Below are 17,953 nucleotides of genomic sequence, written 5' to 3'. Positions count from 1 at the left end.
ACTCCTTGAAGGGCCTTACTCGGGGGTTTCGTCGAGCGCGTGGCCCACCAGGGCCAGGAGGGTCTCGATCACTGAGATCCGGCGCCGCGCATCCATGATCATGACAGGTATGTGCGGGGAGATCGTCAGCGCCTCCCGCACGTCCTCCGGCTCGAACAGCTCGCTGTCGTCGAAGTGGTTGACGGCGACGACGTAAGGCAGCCCGCAGCTCTCGAAGTAGTCCAGCGCCGGGAACGAGTCCTTGAGGCGGCGGGTGTCGGCCAGCACGACCGCGCCGATCGCGCCGCGCACCAGGTCGTCCCACATGAACCAGAACCGCTGCTGGCCCGGCGTGCCGAACAGGTAGAGCACCAGGTCGTCGTCGAGCGTGAGGCGGCCGTAGTCCATGGCGACCGTGGTGGTGATCTTCTCGGGCGTGCCGGTGAGGTCGTCGGTCTCCTCGCTGGCCTCGGTCATCAGCGCCTCGGTCTGGAGGGGCTCGATCTCCGAGACGGTGCCGACGAGGGTGGTCTTGCCGGCGCCGAAGCCGCCCGCTATCACGATCTTGGTGGCTATGGGGGCGCGGGTGCGGTCCGTCTGCCACGGCTGCAGGGGTTCGTCGGGCCCGGTCACGGGCCCGGCGAGGGGGGAGACGCCAAAGGAGGCGGCGGCGTCAGAGACGACGGAGTCCACTCAGCACCCTTTCCAGCAGAGCGCGGTCGGGACGGCCCGTACCGTGAGCGGTACCGGTGCCGTACACACGGATCTTTCCCTGGTCCGCGAGGTCGCTGAGGAGCACCCGGACCACGCCGAGCGGCATCTTCAGCAGCGCGGCGATCTCGGCCACCGTGCGCATACGGCGGCACAGCTCGACGATGGCCCGCAGTTCCGGCATGACCGTGGACTTGAGCGAGCCGTTCGTGAGCTCCCGGCGTTCCTCGGGGGCTTCGAGGGCCGCCACGAACGTCTCGACGAGGAGGACGTGTCCGAAGCGGGTACGGCCGCCGGTGAGCGAATAGGGGCGCACCCGGGCGGGTTTGCGGTCGCCGCCGCGGAGCGGGAGCTGCTGCCTGCCGCCCTGCGGCTGCTGCGGGACGGCGCTCATCCGATGCTCCCCGTCGAGTCGGACTCCAGCGACTGCCTCAGCTCGCTGCGCAGTTCGGGGGTCAGGACGTGTCCGGCGCGGCCCACGAAGAGCGCCATGTGGTACGCCACCACGCTCATGTCGCAGTTCGCGGAGCCGTGCACGCCCAGGAGCGAGCCGTCGCTGATCGACATCACGAAGAGGCTGCCCTCGTCCATCGCGATCATGGTGTGCTTCACTCCGCCGAACGCCATGAGCTTGGCGGCTCCGACGGTGAGGCTGCCGATGCCCGAGACGATGGTGGCGAGGTCCGCGGAGGAGCCGCGCGGGCCGGAGGGTCTGGCCTCGCGGGCCTGCCGGGCCTCCTCGTTGTGCGCCGCGTCCGAGGACAGCAGGAGCAGGCCGTCCGAGGACACGACGGCGACGGACTGGATGCCGGGGACCTCCTCCACGAGGTTGGTCAACAGCCAGTGCAGGTTACGGGCTTCACTGCTCAGTCCGAAGGTACTGGGCGCGGTCAACTGCTTGCCTCCTCGACTGTGCCCCCCGTGCCGTCTTCGGCGTGTACGTGTGCTTCTCGAGCTGCTTTTGCTGCGGTGTCGCGTGCTGCGTCGCGTACTGCCCCTTGCGACGGGACCTGGTTCTGGCCCGTCTTCTCGGCGATCTCCGCCTCCACGTCGCGGTAGCCGGCCTCCGCCCCCCGGCGGAAGCCGCCCAGACGGCGGCGGAGGGCGTCCGCGTCGACGGAGCCGGTCCGCTGGCGCGGGGTGTGGGCGGGTGCGGTGATCTTGGGTGTGCGCTTGGGGAGGCCCTTGTCGGTGAGGGGTTCCTCCGGGGCCTCGGACGTGCGTGCGTGTTCCGTCCCCGCTTCGCCTGCGGCGGTCTCGCCGGCGGGGGCGGGCGCCTGCCGGGACGCGTCCTCGTGGCCGGCGGCCGGGGACGCGTGGGCGTGCTCGTCCTGCGTGGCGCCGGGCTCCCCCTCGGGGTCCGGCAGCAGGAGTTCCATGGTGGTCTCCGCGGGCGACTCCGCGGGGCTCTCCGCCGGGCTCTCCGCCTGCCGGACGGCCTTCTCGGCCAGCGCGATCAGCGGGTCGACGGGCTTCGAACGGCCCGGCAGGACGTTGGAGTTGGCCTCCGCGTCGGCGCCGGGCAGGGAGAAGGAGTGGGCGGCCCCGGCGGACGGCGCCGAGGAGGGGACCGCGGCGGCCGGGGCGGCGGCGAGGAGCTGGGTCGGCAGGACGACGACGGCGGCCACCCCGCCCTGCTTCTGCTCGCGCAGCCGGACGCGCACCCCGTGCCGGTGGGCCAGCCGGGCCACCACGTACAGGCCGAGGCCGAGTCCCTCCTCGCCCTCCTGGTCGTAGGGCGTCTCGGGGTCGAACTCGGCGAGGCGGGCGTTGAGCCGGCCGAGCCGGTCGTCCGGGATCCCGATGCCCTCGTCCTGGACGGAGAGCATGACCTCGCCGTTCTCCAGCAGCCAGCCGGAGACCTCGACGGGCAGGTCGGGCGGGGAGAACGAGGTGGCGTTCTCCAGGAGTTCGGCCAGCAGGTGGGAGAGGTCGTCGGCGGCGAAGCCCGCCACGTGCGCGTGCGGGGGCAGCGCCGAGATGCGTACGCGCTCGTAGCGCTCGATCTCGCTGACGGCCGCGCGGACCACGTCGACCAGCGGGATGGGGCCCGCGTGCTGCTGGACGTGCTCCGTGCCGGCCAGCACCAGCAGGTTCTCGCTGTGCCGGCGCATGACCGTGGCGAAGTGGTCGAGCTTGAAGAGCGTGGCCAGCCGGTCGGGGTCCTGTTCCCGCTCCTCCAGGCCCTCGATGACGGCGAGCTGACGCTCGACCAGGCCGAGGGTGCGCAGGGCGAGGTTGACGAAGGTGCCGCTGATGCTGTCCCGCAGCCCGTCCAACTGGGCTGCAGAGGCGTCCAGTTCGGCGCGCAGTTCCTCGCGGGCGTCGGCCATCCGCTGGCGCTGGCCCACGAGGTGCTTGCGGTCGGACTCCAGGGTCGCTACGCGCTCGTGGACGGCGACGGCGTGCTGGTGCAGGGCGTTGACGGAACGGACGACCTGGGCGAACTCGTCGTTGCGGCCGGTGAACGCGACCGGCTCCTCGGCCGCCGGGTTCTCGGCCCCGGCCAGTCGCGCCGAGCCCCTGCGCAGCACGGACAGCGGGCGGGTGAGGCTGCGCGCCATGCCCGTCGCCACGGCGACCGCGAGCAGCATCAGCGCGCCGAGGACCGCGACGCGGATCTCCAGGCCGGTGACGTCGTCGTCGCGCAACCGGGCGAGGTCCTCGACGCGGTGGCCGTAGAGAGAGGACTCGGCCCCGCGCATCAGGTCGAGGCGGGCGGAGAGCGCCGCGTCCAGCTTCTTGACGCCGGTGTCGAGGTCGCGGCCGCTCAGCTCCGGCTGGTCGGTGAGGGATGCGAGGTAGGCCTCGGCGGCGTCGACGTCGCCACCGGTGACCGTGGAGTCGTAGGAGGCGACCGCGTCCTCGGGCGCGCCCTCGCGGAAGTCGGCGAGGGCCGCGTCGGAGCGCAGCCGGGCCTGCTGCGCGGCGGCGGTGAGGGCGTCGCGCTGCTTGGTGTCGGCCTTGGAGGAGACCTTCACGGTGCTCGACCGGCCGCTGACGGGGTCGTAGGAGGTCTCCTCCTCCGTCGGCACGTTCAGCGCCGCGAGCAGCAGCCCCCGGGCCGCGGAGGCCTGCTGGACGGCGCTGTCGAGCTCGGCGAGGGCGTACGCGCCGGAGCCCGCGCGCGGCGGCATCTCCTCGGCCAGCCGGTCCACGAGGACGTGGAGCGCGGCGATGGCCTCGGAGTAGCCCTGATGCGCCTGGAGTGCGGTGCTCTTGCCGGTGAGGGCCGACTGCCGCACCGACGGGACGGCGGCGAGGGCACTGCGCAGCGCGGCCGAGACGTCCGTCCGGGTGGTGAGTTCGCGCGCCTGACGGTCGACCCGGGCGCCGCCCTGCGCGGAGGGCGCCCTGGACTTGACCCGGCCGGCCGCCACGTAGGCGGTGACCTCGTCGCGCTCGTCCGCCAGGGACTGGGCGAGGGCGAGGGCGTCCTGGCTCTGTTCGGCCAGGGTGACCAGGTCCTGGGAGTCCTTCAACTGGCCGGACGCGGCCAGGACCGAGGGCGCGCCGGCTCCGGCTATCGCGGCGGCCACCACGGCCACCGCGACGATCAGCCGGTTGCGTACGTGGGTCGGGCGGCCCTTGCCGACAGGGGTGCGCTCCGCGCCCCCCTCGGAGGCCGTCTGGCTGCCTGTACGCCGAGGCCGCGTCTTCTGCACCGGTGCTCGCATTCCTGACTCGTTTACCCATGGGCCGGATTTGACGCTCCGTCAACTGGCGCGTACGTCCGGTACGGTTTCCGACCCTCCCAGTGCCGGTGTGCGGGGGCCGCGCATCGCTTGCCCCGCCACCCGAAGGAGTGAACATCGGAGGGGAGTTGGCGGGCAAGTTCCCCTGGCGTGTGCGGCGGTCCTGACCGACAGGCCGGTTGGACGTGGGCGGCGGGCTTTGGCAGTATTCGCCGACACGTCTTCCCGGAGTGCTTCATTCCCGCCCAAAACAGGCGTCTGACCTGCGGCGGCGCGCCCGTTCGGGACGCGATGGCAGTCTTTGCGAAGACTGTGGAGGCGTCGTGCAGACTGGCCGGATGCGCACGGAACTTGTGTCGGACGGCGGCGATCCGGCCCGCCCCAACGAGGACTTCGCGAGCATCGGGCTTCCCGCCTCCGGGCAGGGCGGTTCGCTCGTCCTGCTGGACGGCGTGACCCCGCCGCGGGACGGCGCGGGCTGCCGGCATTCGGTCCCCTGGTTCACGGCACGGCTGGGCGGCGCCCTGACCGAACTGACCGTTTCCCTCCCGGATGTTCCGCTGGCCGAGGCGCTCGCCCTCGCCATCGCGCGTACCGCCGAGGCCCACGCGGAAACCTGTGACCTTTCTCACCCGCGCACACCGCAGGCCACGGTGGTCCTCGCGCGGTGGTCGCCGGAGAGCGTCGAGTACCTGGTCCTGTGCGACGCGACGCTGCTGCTGGCGTCGCCGGACGGCAGGGTCGCACCCGTGCGCGACGACCGGCTCGCCGGGCTGCCCCGCGCCCTGCTGCGCAGCGCCGACGTCGTGGACGGCACTCTGCGCAACAAGGAGGGCGGGTTCTTCACGGCCGCGGCCGACCCCTCGGTGGCCGCCCGCGCGGTGACGGGCGCCGTGCCACGCCCCGAGGTCGCCACGCTGGCCGCCCTGTCGGACGGGGCCGCCCGCTGGACGGAGCTGTTCCACCAGGGCGACTGGACCGACCTGTTCGCCCTGGTCCGCCAGGAGGGGGCCCGTTCCCTGGTGGAGCGGGTCCGGCGACTGGAACGGGCGGACGACGCGACCGGCCGCGCCCGCCTGACCCGGGCGAAGACACACGACGACGCGACGGTGGTCTACGCGGACCTGTGAAACCCGGCCGCGGCCCGGCGGGCGGCCGTGGCCGTGACGGGGCCGGACGGGGTTACTTCTCCATGCCGCGGTTCAGCTGCTGCAGCAGACGGGCCAGCTCCGCGACCTCGGTGCGGTCCCAGTGGGAGAAGTGGCTGACGTACCGCTCGCGGCGGGCCTCGCGGACCCGGCCCACCCGGCTGCGGCCCTCCTCCGTGAGGTCGACCAGCCAGGCGCGGCCGTCCGCCGGGTCCGGTGCGCGGGCGACGAGGCCGAGCTGTTCCAGGGCCCGCAGCTGACGGGACATGGTGGCCTTGCCGACGCCGATGTAGGCGGCGAGCTCCGTGGCACGCTGGCGGCCGCACTCCTCCAGCCGGACGAGAAGCCCGTAGGCGGCGGACTCCAGGTCCGGATGGACCTCGCGGGCCATCTCGCCCTGGTTGGCGCGGGCACGGCGCAGCAGCACCGTGAGCTCCCTCTCCAGGGAGAGGAACTCCCGGTCGCCCTGCTCCACACCACGCGACGACCGTCTGTCGTCGTTCGTGTCCTCGTGCACGTCAGCACCCCTGATCTCACCGGTCGCCGCGGTCGCGCAGCGCTCAAGTATTCCCCAGGCGCAGGCCGGCGGCCCGTCTCAGGGCCGTGTGCCGGGCACTGCGGGCACGGCGAAGACCCGGGCCTCCCTCACGGGACCCGGGCCGCGCCGTCCCGCGGCGTCCGTCACGCCGCCACGGGAACCTCCGACGCCGCGCCGTTCACGGCGGGCGCGAGCGCCAGTTCCAGCACCTGGCGGACGTCGGTGACGGCGTGGACGTCGAGCTTGTCCAGCACCTCCGCGGGGACGTCGTCCAGGTCGGGCTCGTTGCGCTTGGGGATGATCACGGTGGTGACGCCGGCCCGGTGCGCGGCGAGCAGCTTCTGCTTCACGCCGCCGATGGGCAGCACCCGGCCGGTCAGGGAGACCTCGCCGGTCATCGCCACGTCCGTGCGGACGAGCCGCCCGGACAGCAGGGACGCGAGGGCCGTCGTCATGGTGACGCCGGCGCTCGGGCCGTCCTTGGGGACCGCGCCCGCCGGGAAGTGGATGTGCACGCCCCGGTCCTTGAGGTCGCCCACCGGCAGTTCCAGTTCGGCGCCGTGGCTGCGCAGGAAGCTGAGCGCGATCTGCGCCGACTCCTTCATCACGTCGCCGAGCTGACCGGTCAGCGTCAGGCCCGCCGCGCCCGTCTCCGGGTCGGCCAGCGACGCCTCGACGAAGAGGACGTCACCGCCGGCCCCGGTGACCGCGAGGCCGGTGGCGACCCCGGGGACGGCGGTCCGGCGCTCGGCCGGGTCCTGGGCGGACTCGGGCACGTGGTGCGGCCGGCCGATCAGGGCGCGCAGGTCCTCGTCCCGGACGGTGAAGGGCAGCTCCCGCTCCCCCAGCTCGTGCTGGGCCGCGACCTTGCGCAGCAGCCGGGCGAGGGAACGCTCCAGGGTGCGCACGCCGGCCTCGCGGGTGTACTCGCCGGCGAGCTTGCGCAGCGCGCTCTCCTCGAGGACGACCTCGTCGGTGTCCAGGCCCGCCCGCTCCAGCTGGCGCGGGAGCAGGTGGTCGCGGGCGATGACGACCTTCTCGTCCTCGGTGTAGCCGTCGAGGCGGACGAGTTCCATGCGGTCGAGCAGGGCCTCGGGGATGGCTTCGAGCACGTTGGCGGTGGCGAGGAAGACCACGTCCGACAGGTCGAGCTCGACCTCCAGGTAGTGGTCGCGGAAGGTGTGGTTCTGCGCCGGGTCGAGCACTTCGAGGAGGGCCGCCGCCGGGTCGCCCCGGAAGTCGGAGCCCACCTTGTCGATCTCGTCGAGCAGGACCACCGGGTTCATCGACCCGGCCTCCTTGATCGCCCGCACGATCCGGCCGGGCAGCGCGCCGACGTAGGTACGGCGGTGGCCGCGGATCTCGGCCTCGTCGCGGACGCCGCCGAGGGCGACGCGGACGAACCTGCGGCCCATCGCGTGGGCGACGGACTCGCCGAGCGAGGTCTTGCCGACGCCGGGCGGCCCGACGAGGGCCAGCACCGCGCCGCCGCGCCGGCCGCCGACGACTCCGAGGCCGCGGGCGCTGCGGCGCTTGCGCACGGCCAGGTACTCGGTGATGCGCTCCTTCACGTCCTCCAGGCCCGCGTGCTCGGCGTCGAGGACGGCCCGGGCGCCCTGGATGTCGTGCGCGGCCGTGCTGTCGTCGGTGCGTTCGTTCCACGGCAGTTCGAGGACGGTGTCCAGCCAGGTGCGGATCCAGGAGCCCTCGGGCGACTGGTCGCTGGAGCGCTCCAGCTTGTCGACCTCCTTGAGGGCGGCCTCGCGGACCTTCTCGGGCAGGTCGGCGGCCTCGACGCGGGCACGGTAGTCGTCGGACTCCTCGGCCGCGTCCTTGCCGTCGCCGTTGAGGTCGCGCAGTTCCTTGCGGACGGCTTCGAGCTGACGGCGCAGCAGGAACTCGCGCTGCTGCCTGTCGACGCCTTCCTGGACGTCCTTGGCGATGGTCTCGGCGACGTCCTGCTCGGCGAGGTGGTCGCGCAGGTGCTGGGCGGCGAGCTTCAGGCGGGCCACCGGGTCGGCGGTCTCCAGGAGCTCCACCTTCTGTTCGGTGGTCAGGAACGGCGAGTAGCCGGAGTTGTCGGCGAGCGCGGAGACGTCGTCGATGGCCTGGACGCGGTCGACGATCTGCCAGGCGCCGCGCTTGCGGAGCCAGGCGGTCGCGAGCGCCTTGTACTCCTTGACGAGTTCGGCGACATGGCCGGGCAGCGGCTCGGGGACGCTCTGGTCGACCGTGACGCCCTCCACCCACAGCGCGGCGCCGGGGCCGGTGGTGCCGGCGCCGATCTTCACACGGCCGCGGCCGCGGATGAGCGCGCCCGGGTCGCCGTCGGCCAGCCGGCCGACCTGCTCGACGGTGCCGAGCACACCCGTGCTCGCGTACGTGCCGTCGACGCGCGGCACCAGCAGGACGCGCGGCTTGCCCGGTTCCGAACGGGCGGCGGCCTGCGCGGCCTCCACCGCGGCGCGTACGTCGGTGTCGTTGAGGTCCAGCGGAACCACCATGCCGGGGAGCACGACCTCGTCATCGAGAGGCAATACGGGCAAGGTGAGCGGTGCGGACGTCGAAGCCATGATCTCCCCTTCGGCAGTCAAGTTGAGCTATGCCGACTCAATGCACGTGAGCCTGCGAATGTTCCCCGCACTCCCGCCCGTTCGCTGTGGGCGATCAGAGTCGGGTGCGCGCCGCGGGAGTCGTTCTGCGGGCGCGCCGACGGGGCGCGCCGAGCGGCGGCGGGCGGCGCGGCGTTCACGGGGGACGCACACGGGTGACGTCCGGCGACCGTGGGGGCGCACCCCTCGGCGCCGCACGACGGGGCACGCCCCCCGCGCCCCCTGCCTGCACCCCGCCCACTTCCGGCATTCGCCCCGAACCCGCCCCGCGGCCCGACCACAATGCGCGTATGACCGATGACTGGAAGCGACGTCTGGACGCCCTGCACGCGGAGCTGGTCCGCCGGGACGACCCCGTCGCCTGGGTGACGGAGGCGGACGCGGTCGAGGCTTCCCGGCGCTATCCGCACATCGCGCTGCGCGGGCCCGTCTTCGGCGTCGCCAGACTGGACCCGGCGACCGCGGAGCCGTGCTGGCGGCTGCTGAAGCCGGTGGTGGACAACATGCCGCAGCAGGCCCGGGACGGGCTCAACTCGCACCTGTGGTTCCAGGCGAAGGACGGCACGGGCGATCCGGCGACCCGGCGCGGCCTGCTGGCGGCCGTCGCCGTGCTGGAGCGGGCCCCGGCCGACGAGGTGGAGGCGCTGGGGGTGCGCTACCGCGTGGTGCGCGGCGACGAGTTCGCCCGCACGGGTGACGACGGTCCGGAGCCGCCCCGGCCCACCGACCCGGAGGTCCTCGACCCGTCGTGGGAGGAACCGTGCGCCGTGCCGTCCCCGGACGTGGACTTCGTCCTCGATCCCGACCGGGACGAGGGGCCGATGGCGGGCGCCCTGCGCCTGGGGCTGCGCGACTTCACGTACACGGGTGCCCGCTTCCCCGCCGACGTGCGCGCGGACTCCGCGCGGGCGGCCCGGACGCACCCGGACGTGGTCAGGCTGCCGGTCGGCTTCTCGGTGGCCGAGCGCGACGAGTCGGGCTGGACCGCGTGCGGCTCCCTGACGGCCACCCCGCACGAGGCACGCCGCTCGCTGTACGAGGGGATGGCCCGCGTGTGGGCCATGCTGTACCGCTTCGACGAGCGCAAGAAGGCCGTGTACGCGCGGGCCGCGGAGACGTTCCGCAGCGCCGGCCGGGCCGACGAGGCGAGCGTGGAGGGCCGGCTGTTCCGGATCTGCCGGGTCGAGCGGATGGTCCGCCTGGGCCCGGACGGCCCGGAACCGCCGCGGCCGTCGGACGTCGACGAGTACGGCCCCATGAAGCTCCACCCGACGCTGCACGAGAACGGCACCGTCCAGTTCGACGACTGACCGCCACCGCCCCCGGACCTCGCCCGAGGTTCTGGCCCCGGACGGACGCGCCGGTCGAGCGGACCCTGCCCGCGGCCCACTACGCCGGGTTACGCTGCGCCACCGCTGTCGTCCCTGCCCCAGACGGGCCGCCGGCCCGGATCGCGGGCCCAGCGGCGCGCCCAGGGCCAGGCGGCGACGCCGGTCGCCAGCGCGATGAGGTGCCCCCAGTCGGTCATGGGGTCGGTGTAGGCGAGCAGGTCCTGCAGCAGCATGGCCCCGAAGCCGGCCAGCAGGGGCCAGCGCAGCCACGGCCGCAGCAGTCCCGCGAGCGCGCCCACGCATGCGGCGACGCCGAAGCTGATGCCGTAGTCGAGGCGGTGCAGCGAGCTGTCGGGCAGCCGCCCCGCCAGGACGGCGAGTCCGACCGGGACCTCGGTCGCGAGGGTGGCCAGGACATGTCCGAGCAGGAAGACGACGGCCGTGCGGGCGCCGCCGACGCGCCGTTCCAGCGCCGCGAGGACGACCAGGAAGCCGAGGGTGAAGGGCGAGGCGAAGCCGCCCGCCACCCACAGCGCGCTGGCCGCCAGCACGGACGCCGGCGCCTGCACGAGATGCGCCACGTCGGTGCTGGAGCCCTGGAGCAGGGTGTACACGAGAGCGGGGTCGAGGTGTTCCGCGAGATACGAGGTGACGGCGAGGACGGCCGCGTAGCCGAGCGTGAACGGAACCGGGACCCGGATCCGGCGCGGAGGGCGGAGGCCCGCCCCGGCAGACGGCCGGACGGCCGACGGGGTGCGCTGCCCGGGGATGCCGTCCAGGAGCCCGGAGACGTCGGGCAGCCCGCGGGCGCCGAGCAGCTCTCGGTCGTCGGGCGACTCTCGGTCGTCGGGCAGCGCGCGGGCGTCGGGCGGGGGCAGGCTCGTGGGGGAGGCCGTGCGTTCCACTGAGAGGCGCTCCTTCCGTTTCCCCCACCCTTCGGGGCCCGGCCGCCCGCTGTCTGTGACCGACGCCACGTGCGGGCCGATTCTCAGGAACCTCTGAGAGTTCCCCCCGCCTCTTCTCACCCGCCTCGAACCGTTCCCGAACGCACGTGCGTCAACCTCGTCCGCCCTCCGGGGAAATTCCCTCAACGAACGGTCACGGAACTGCCAGGATGGAGCAATGGCCATCCCGTACGACATCCCCGACGCGCCAGAGGTCCTGGACCGCCGCGAGGGCCCTTACGGCGAGGTCGTGCTGCGCCGGCACGGGGAGTTGCTCCAGATCATCGCCAACGGCTGCTTCCTGATGGACACTTCGGACGGCCGCTCGGAGCGGCTGCTGGTCGACGCGGCACGGGACGCGCTGGACGACCGTCCCGCTCCCGCCCTGTTGATCGGAGGACTGGGCGTCGGCTTCTCCCTCGCGCACGCCGCCGCCGATCCCCGCTGGGGCGCCGTCACGGTCGTGGAGCGCGAGCGCGCCGTCATCGACTGGCACCTGAACGGCCCGCTGGCCGCCGTGTCCGGCCCGGCCCTGGCCGATCCCCGCACGAAGATCGTCGAAGCGGATCTTCTGGACTTCGTCAATGAGACATGTGCCACTTTCGACGCGGTGTGCCTGGACATCGACAACGGGCCGGACTGGACGGTCACCGAGGGCAATGACAGCCTGTACTCGGTGTCCGGACTCTCGGGCTGCGCGCGGGTGTTGAGACCGGGCGGAGCCTTGGCGGTGTGGTCGGCCCGGCCCTCTCCGGAATTCGAGGGAACCTTGGGGAATGCCGGGTTCCAGCGGGTGCGTACCGAAGAGATCCCGGTTGCCCGAGGCGTGCCGGACGTGGTGCATCTCGCCGTCCGACCTGGATAGCAAAGCCGTGGTGACTCCCCGTACGCTGCATCCCTGACGCCGATCATTTACGCGTCAACCGCAGTCATGCGCAATCAAGGAGCCACCCCACTGGTTCCGGAAAGCACACTCAGGGGCGGGCGATGGAGCAGACACACACCGCACACAACACCGCGGCAACGGCGACTCCGGGCGCGCAGCGGCGCGTCCTGGTCGTCGAGGACGACCCGACGATCGTCGACGCCATCGCCGCCCGCCTGCGCGCCGAGGGATTCCTCGTGCAAACGGCGGGCGACGGTCCGGCGGCCGTCGACACGGCAGAGGCCTGGCAGCCCGACCTGCTGATCCTCGACATCATGCTGCCCGGCTTCGACGGCCTGGAGGTCTGCCGCCGCGTGCAGGCCGCCCGTCCGGTGCCGGTCATGATGCTCACCGCGCGCGACGACGAGACCGACATGCTGGTCGGCCTCGGCGTGGGCGCCGACGACTACATGACCAAGCCCTTCTCGATGCGGGAGCTGGCGGCACGCGTGCACGTGCTGCTGCGCCGGGTGGAGCGGGCCGCCATCGCGGCGACGACCCCGCGCAGCGGGATCCTGCGGCTCGGCGAGCTGGAGATCGACCACGCGCAGCGCCGGGTGCGGGTGCGCTCGGAGGACGTGCACCTCACGCCCACCGAGTTCGACCTGCTGGTCTGCCTGGCGAACACCCCGCGCGCGGTGCTCTCCCGTGAGCAGCTGCTGGCCGAGGTGTGGGACTGGGCGGACGCCTCCGGCACCCGCACGGTCGACAGCCACATCAAGGCGCTGCGGCGGAAGATCGGCGCCGAGCGGATCCGCACGGTGCACGGCGTCGGCTACGCGCTGGAGACCCCGACGCCATGAGCCGTGGGCAGGACGGACCGAGAAGCCCCGCTCCCGGCCCCGGGGAGCCCTGGGGCGGGATGCGGCCGTTCTCGATCAAGACCAAGCTGGGCGCGCTGGTCGTCATCTCGGTGCTGATCACCACCGGCCTGTCGATGATCGCGGTGCACACCAAGACGGAGCTGCGCTTCATCACGGTCTTCTCGATGATCGCCACGCTGCTCATCACGCAGTTCGTGGCGCACTCGCTCACCGCGCCGCTGGGCGAGATGAACACGGTGGCCCGGTCCATCTCGCACGGCGACTACACCCGCCGGGTGAGCGAGAAGCGCCGTGACGAGCTGGGCGACCTCGGCCAGACGATCAACGTCATGGCGGACGAGCTGGAGGCGCAGGACCGGCACCGCAAGGAGCTGGTGGCCAACGTCTCGCACGAGCTGCGCACGCCCATCGCGGGGCTGCGCGCCGTCCTGGAGAACGTCGTCGACGGCATAGCCGAGGCGGACACCGAGACGATGCGCACCGCCCTGAAGCAGACGGAGCGGCTCGGACGGCTCGTGGAGACGCTCCTCGACCTGTCCCGCCTCGACAACGGCGTCGTCCCGCTGCGCAGGCGGCGCTTCGAGGTGTGGCCGTATCTGTCGGGTGTGCTGAAGGAGGCCAACATGGTCGCCTCGGCCCGCGCCACCATGGGTTCGGGCGGCAGCCACACCCGTACGGACGTCCATCTGCACCTGGACGTCACTCCCCCGGAGCTGACCGCGCACGCGGACCCGGAGCGCATCCACCAGGTCGTCGCGAACCTGATCGACAACGCGGTCAAGCACAGCCCGCCGCACGGGCGGGTGACGGTGAAGGCGCGGCGCGGGGCGCTGCCGGACTCGCTGGAGCTGGAGGTGCTGGACGAAGGGCCCGGCATTCCGCGCTCGGAGTGGCACCGCGTGTTCGAGCGGTTCAACCGGGGGACGGTCCGCCGGCCGCACGGGCCGGGCAGCGACGGCGGCACGGGGCTGGGACTGGCGATCGCCCGCTGGGCGGTCGATCTTCACGGAGGCCGGATCGGCGTGGCCGAATCCGAGCGGGGATGCCGGATTCTTATCACTCTTCCGGGAGAGTCATCCGTTCCAAGTTGACGTAAAGTTTCTCGAGAAGCCACACCATCCGCGTGTGCCCGCGCGGCCGGACGCGTGTCGTCGGGTGGCGCACCGACCCAGGTCGGCACAGGTGTACGCGCCCGGCGCGCGTCATCCGCTCCCCTGCATCCCTGGCGACGCACAACCGCGCTTGTTTCCCGCCATTTTCACCCCCGAAACACACTTTCCGATGTGACTTACACGACGATGGACTGGTCCGGCCTGACCTTCCCCCTCCAGGGGGCGTAGCCTTTATTCCCGCTGTCCATCACCTTGTGAAGCGGAAGAGGGCGGTTGCCGCCGTGTCGCCACAGTCCCCCAGTAACTCCAGCATCTCGACCGACGCAGACCAAGCGGGCAAGAACCCCGCTGCCGCGTTCGGGCCGAACGAGTGGCTCGTCGACGAGATCTATCAGCAGTACCTCCAGGACCCGAATTCGGTAGACCGCGCCTGGTGGGACTTCTTCGCCGACTACAAGCCAGGAGCGGCCGCTCCCTCGGCTCCGGCGGGTACTGCGGCCGCGGGGGCCGCAGCGACCACCACCACGCCCACGGCGCCCGCCGCCGCCCCGGCCCAGGCGGCGCCCGCTGCTCCGGCTCCCGCCGCCGCGGCTCCCGCCCCGGCCGCCCCTGCGAAGCCCGCGGCCGCCGCCCCGGCTCCGGCGAAGGCGGCCCCCGCCTCCCCCACGCTCGGATCCACTCGCGCGGGGGGACCCCCATCGCCGGCCGCCGCCGCGAAGCCCGCGCCCGCCGCCGCGGCGCCCGCCTCCCCCGGGGGCCCCGAGTTCGTGACGCTGCGCGGCCCGTCCGCCGCGGTCGCCAAGAACATGAACGCCTCGCTGGAGCTGCCCACGGCCACGTCCGTGCGCGCGGTCCCGGTGAAGCTGCTGTTCGACAACCGCATCGTCATCAACAACCACCTCAAGCGCGCCCGGGGCGGGAAGATCTCCTTCACGCACCTGATCGGCTTCGCGATGGTGCAGGCCATCAAGGCCATGCCGTCGATGAACTGGCACTACGCGGAGAAGGACGGGAAGCCCACCCTCGTCAAGCCGCCGCACGTCAACTTCGGCCTGGCCATCGACCTGGTGAAGCCCAACGGCGACCGCCAGCTCGTCGTCGCCGGCATCAAGAAGGCCGAGACGCTGAACTTCTTCGAGTTCTGGCAGGCCTACGAGGACATCGTCCGCCGCGCCCGCGACGGCAAGCTGACGATGGACGACTTCACCGGCGTCACGGTCTCCCTGACCAACCCCGGCGGTCTCGGCACCGTCCACTCGGTGCCGCGTCTGATGCCCGGCCAGTCGGTCATCATGGGCGTCGGCTCCATGGACTACCCGGCGGAGTTCCAGGGCACCAGCCAGGACACCCTGAACAAGCTCGGCATCTCGAAGGTCATGACGCTCACGTCGACCTACGACCACCGGGTCATCCAGGGCGCCGCCTCGGGTGAGTTCCTGCGGATCGTCGCGAACCTCCTGCTCGGCGAGAACGGCTTCTTCGACGAGATCTTCGAGGCGCTGCGCATCCCCTACGAGCCGGTCCGCTGGCTCAAGGACATCGACGCCAGCCACGACGACGACGTCACCAAGGCCGCCCGCGTCTTCGAGCTGATCCACTCCTACCGGGTCCGCGGCCACGTCATGGCCGACACCGACCCGCTGGAGTACCGCCAGCGCAAGCACCCCGACCTCGACATCACCGAGCACGGCCTCACCCTGTGGGACCTGGAGCGCGAGTTCGCGGTCGGCGGCTTCTCCGGCAAGTCCCTGATGAAGCTGCGCGACATCCTCGGCGTGCTGCGCGACTCGTACTGCCGCACCACCGGCGTCGAGTTCATGCACATCCAGGACCCCAAGCAGCGCCGCTGGATCCAGGACCGCATCGAGCGCCCGCACACCAAGCCGGAGCGCGAGGAGCAGCTGCGCATCCTGCGCCGGCTGAACGCGGCGGAGGCCTTCGAGACCTTCCTGCAGACGAAGTACGTCGGCCAGAAGCGCTTCTCGCTGGAGGGCGGCGAGTCCGTCATCCCGCTGCTCGACGCGGTGCTGGACTCGGCCGCCGAGTCCCGCCTGGACGAGGTCGTCATCGGCATGGCCCACCGCGGCCGGCTGAACGTCCTCGCGAACATCGTGGGCAAGTCGTACGCGCAGATCTTCCGCGAGTTCGAGGGCAACCTCGACCCGAAGTCGATGCACGGCTCCGGCGACGTGAAGTACCACCTGGGCGCCGAGGGCACCTTCACGGGCCTGGACGGCGAGCAGATCAAGGTCTCGCTGGCCGCGAACCCCTCCCACCTGGAGACGGTCGACCCGGTCATCGAGGGCATCGCCCGCGCCAAGCAGGACATCATCAACAAGGGCGGCTCGGACTTCACGGTCCTGCCGGTCGCCCTGCACGGCGACGCGGCCTTCGCGGGCCAGGGCGTGGTGGCCGAGACCCTGAACATGTCGCAGCTGCGCGGCTACCGCACCGGCGGCACGGTCCACATCGTCATCAACAACCAGGTCGGCTTCACTGCCGCCCCGGAGTCCTCGCGCTCGTCGATGTACGCCACGGACGTGGCGCGCATGATCGAGGCCCCGATCTTCCACGTGAACGGCGACGACCCGGAGGCCGTGGTGCGCGTCGCGCGCCTCGCCTTCGAGTTCCGCCAGGCGTTCAACAAGGACGTGGTGATCGACCTCATCTGCTACCGCCGCCGCGGTCACAACGAGTCGGACAACCCGGCCTTCACCCAGCCGCTGATGTACGACCTGATCGACAAGAAGCGCTCGGTGCGCAAGCTGTACACCGAGTCCCTCATCGGTCGCGGCGACATCACCCTGGAAGAGGCCGAGCAGGCGCTGCAGGACTACCAGGGCCAGCTGGAGAAGGTCTTCACGGAGGTCCGCGAGGCCGTCACGGCCCAGCCGAGCGCGGGCCCGGTGTCGGACCCGCGGGCGGAGTTCCCGGTCGCCGTGAACACCGCGATCTCCACCGAGGTCGTCAAGCGCATCGCCGAGTCCCAGGTCAACATCCCCGACTCCTTCCACGTGCACCCGCGTCTGCTGCCCCAGCTGCAGCGCCGGGCCACGATGGTCGAGGACGGGACGATCGACTGGGGCATGGGCGAGACGCTGGCCGTGGGCTCCCTCCTCCTCGAGGGCACCCCGGTCCGGCTGTCCGGCCAGGACTCGCAGCGCGGCACCTTCGGCCAGCGTCACGCGGTCCTCATCGACCGCGAGACGGGCGAGGAGCACACCCCGCTCCAGTACCTCGCCGACGAGCAGGCGCGCTACAACGTCTACAACTCGCTTCTGTCCGAGTACGCGGTCATGGGCTTCGAGTACGGCTACTCGCTGGCCCGCCCGGACGCGCTGGTGATGTGGGAGGCGCAGTTCGGCGACTTCGTCAACGGCGCGCAGACGGTCGTCGACGAGTACATCTCGGCCGCCGAGCAGAAGTGGGGCCAGACGTCCGGCGTCACCCTGCTCCTGCCGCACGGCTACGAGGGCCAGGGCCCGGACCACTCCTCGGCCCGTGTCGAGCGGTTCCTGCAGCTCTGCGCCCAGAACAACATGACGGTCGCGATGCCCACGTCGCCGTCGAACTACTTCCACCTCCTGCGGTGGCAGGTGCACAACCCGCACCACAAGCCGCTGGTCGTCTTCACCCCGAAGTCGATGCTGCGTCTGAAGGCCGCCGCGTCGAAGGCGGAGGAGTTCACCACGGGCCAGTTCCGCCCGGTCATCGGCGACGCGTCGGTCGACCCGAACGCGGTGAAGAAGGTCGTCTTCTGCACCGGCAAGGTCTACTACGACCTGGACGCCGAGCGTCAGAAGCGCGGGGCCACGGACACGGCGATCATCCGGCTGGAGCGGCTGTACCCGCTGCCGGGCGCCGAGGTCCAGGCGGAGGTCAACAAGTACCCGGGCGCCGAGAAGTACCTGTGGGCCCAGGAGGAGCCGGCCAACCAGGGCGCCTGGCCGTTCATCGCCCTGAACCTGATCGACCACCTGGACCTCGCGGTCGGCGCGGAGGTGCCGCACGGCGAGCGCCTGCGCCGTATCTCGCGCCCGCACGGCTCGTCCCCGGCGGTCGGTTCCGCCAAGCGTCACCAGGCGGAGCAGGAGCAGCTGGTGCGTGAGGTGTTCGAGGCGTAGTCCTCGGGCC

The 17,953-nt window shown here is 72.1% G+C and carries 13 protein-coding genes; 6 read left to right on the top strand and 7 right to left on the bottom strand.

All coding sequences use genetic code 11. The annotated features are described in order from the left end of the window. Positions 1–15 precede the first annotated feature (15 nt). The 4 genes from IE239_RS21890 to IE239_RS21875 are packed head-to-tail and all read right to left on the bottom strand — an operon-like array spanning position 16 to position 4,355. Positions 16–672: a GTP-binding protein gene (locus IE239_RS21890; RefSeq protein ID WP_190151058.1), complete on the bottom strand. Its 657-nt coding sequence runs from the start codon at positions 670–672 to the stop codon at positions 16–18. Further along, on the bottom strand, positions 653–1,084 hold the full coding sequence (locus tag IE239_RS21885) for a DUF742 domain-containing protein (protein WP_190151057.1): 432 nt from the start codon (positions 1,082–1,084) through the stop codon (positions 653–655). The genes IE239_RS21890 and IE239_RS21885 overlap by 20 nt, the downstream gene beginning before the upstream one ends. Beyond that, positions 1,081–1,584: a roadblock/LC7 domain-containing protein gene (locus IE239_RS21880; protein ID WP_190151056.1), complete on the bottom strand. Its 504-nt coding sequence runs from the start codon at positions 1,582–1,584 to the stop codon at positions 1,081–1,083. The genes IE239_RS21885 and IE239_RS21880 overlap by 4 nt, the downstream gene beginning before the upstream one ends. Then, positions 1,581–4,355, bottom strand: coding sequence for a sensor histidine kinase (locus tag IE239_RS21875; RefSeq protein ID WP_229878233.1), 2,775 nt, complete (start codon positions 4,353–4,355; stop codon positions 1,581–1,583). The genes IE239_RS21880 and IE239_RS21875 overlap by 4 nt, the downstream gene beginning before the upstream one ends. A gap of 368 nt (positions 4,356–4,723) precedes the next feature. On the opposite strand from IE239_RS21875, the gene IE239_RS21870 reads away from it, so the two are divergent. After that, positions 4,724–5,515 (top strand): hypothetical protein, encoded by a 792-nt coding sequence (locus IE239_RS21870; protein WP_190151054.1) that lies wholly within the window; start codon positions 4,724–4,726, stop codon positions 5,513–5,515. 52 nt (positions 5,516–5,567) lie between these two features. Here the strand turns inward: IE239_RS21870 and IE239_RS21865 are convergent, their stop codons facing one another. Together IE239_RS21865 and lon are read right to left on the bottom strand one after the other, a co-directional pair. Continuing rightward, entirely contained in the window at positions 5,568–6,050 is a 483-nt protein-coding gene (locus tag IE239_RS21865) for a MarR family winged helix-turn-helix transcriptional regulator (RefSeq protein ID WP_190151053.1), read from the bottom strand. A gap of 164 nt (positions 6,051–6,214) precedes the next feature. After that, on the bottom strand, positions 6,215–8,644 hold the full coding sequence (lon, locus tag IE239_RS21860) for an endopeptidase La (protein WP_190151052.1): 2,430 nt from the start codon (positions 8,642–8,644) through the stop codon (positions 6,215–6,217). 329 nt (positions 8,645–8,973) lie between these two features. Here lon and IE239_RS21855 point away from each other — a divergent pair, with 329 nt between their 5' ends. Next, positions 8,974–9,993 (top strand): DUF5954 family protein, encoded by a 1,020-nt coding sequence (locus IE239_RS21855; protein ID WP_190151051.1) that lies wholly within the window; start codon positions 8,974–8,976, stop codon positions 9,991–9,993. 89 nt (positions 9,994–10,082) lie between these two features. Here the strand turns inward: IE239_RS21855 and IE239_RS21850 are convergent, their stop codons facing one another. Continuing rightward, complete coding sequence (locus IE239_RS21850; RefSeq protein ID WP_229878232.1) at positions 10,083–10,919, bottom strand: rhomboid-like protein; 837 nt, start codon at positions 10,917–10,919, stop codon at positions 10,083–10,085. A gap of 217 nt (positions 10,920–11,136) precedes the next feature. On the opposite strand from IE239_RS21850, the gene IE239_RS21845 reads away from it, so the two are divergent. The 4 genes from IE239_RS21845 to IE239_RS21830 all read left to right on the top strand — a co-directional run bounded on the left by IE239_RS21845 (position 11,137) and on the right by IE239_RS21830 (position 17,943). Next, positions 11,137–11,823, top strand: a complete 687-nt coding sequence (locus IE239_RS21845) for a spermidine synthase family protein (RefSeq protein WP_190151050.1) — start codon at positions 11,137–11,139, stop codon at positions 11,821–11,823. A gap of 122 nt (positions 11,824–11,945) precedes the next feature. After that, complete coding sequence (locus IE239_RS21840; protein WP_109002674.1) at positions 11,946–12,686, top strand: response regulator transcription factor; 741 nt, start codon at positions 11,946–11,948, stop codon at positions 12,684–12,686. After that, positions 12,683–13,798, top strand: a complete 1,116-nt coding sequence (locus tag IE239_RS21835) for a HAMP domain-containing sensor histidine kinase (protein WP_190151049.1) — start codon at positions 12,683–12,685, stop codon at positions 13,796–13,798. The genes IE239_RS21840 and IE239_RS21835 overlap by 4 nt, the downstream gene beginning before the upstream one ends. Before the next feature lie 302 nt (positions 13,799–14,100). Further along, the gene (locus IE239_RS21830; RefSeq protein ID WP_190151048.1) at positions 14,101–17,943 is read left to right on the top strand and encodes a multifunctional oxoglutarate decarboxylase/oxoglutarate dehydrogenase thiamine pyrophosphate-binding subunit/dihydrolipoyllysine-residue succinyltransferase subunit; all 3,843 of its coding nucleotides are present in this window, start codon (positions 14,101–14,103) and stop codon (positions 17,941–17,943) included. Positions 17,944–17,953: the final 10 nt, after the last annotated feature.

The organism is Streptomyces humidus (assembly GCF_014649655.1).
Classification (GTDB): domain Bacteria; phylum Actinomycetota; class Actinomycetes; order Streptomycetales; family Streptomycetaceae; genus Streptomyces; species Streptomyces humidus.
This window is presented reverse-complemented; position numbering and strand designations above follow the sequence as displayed.

Excerpts from the sequence above, each read along its gene's own strand:
- IE239_RS21885 (WP_190151057.1), bottom strand. The coding sequence starts at position 1,084 with ATGAGCGCCGTCCCGCAGCAGCCGCAGGGCGGCAGGCAGCAGCTCCCG.
- IE239_RS21870 (WP_190151054.1), top strand. The coding sequence starts at position 4,724 with ATGCGCACGGAACTTGTGTCGGACGGCGGCGATCCGGCCCGCCCCAAC.
- lon (WP_190151052.1), bottom strand. The coding sequence starts at position 8,644 with ATGGCTTCGACGTCCGCACCGCTCACCTTGCCCGTATTGCCTCTCGAT.
- IE239_RS21855 (WP_190151051.1), top strand. The coding sequence starts at position 8,974 with ATGACCGATGACTGGAAGCGACGTCTGGACGCCCTGCACGCGGAGCTG.
- IE239_RS21845 (WP_190151050.1), top strand. The coding sequence starts at position 11,137 with ATGGCCATCCCGTACGACATCCCCGACGCGCCAGAGGTCCTGGACCGC.
- IE239_RS21840 (WP_109002674.1), top strand. The coding sequence starts at position 11,946 with ATGGAGCAGACACACACCGCACACAACACCGCGGCAACGGCGACTCCG.
- IE239_RS21835 (WP_190151049.1), top strand. The coding sequence starts at position 12,683 with ATGAGCCGTGGGCAGGACGGACCGAGAAGCCCCGCTCCCGGCCCCGGG.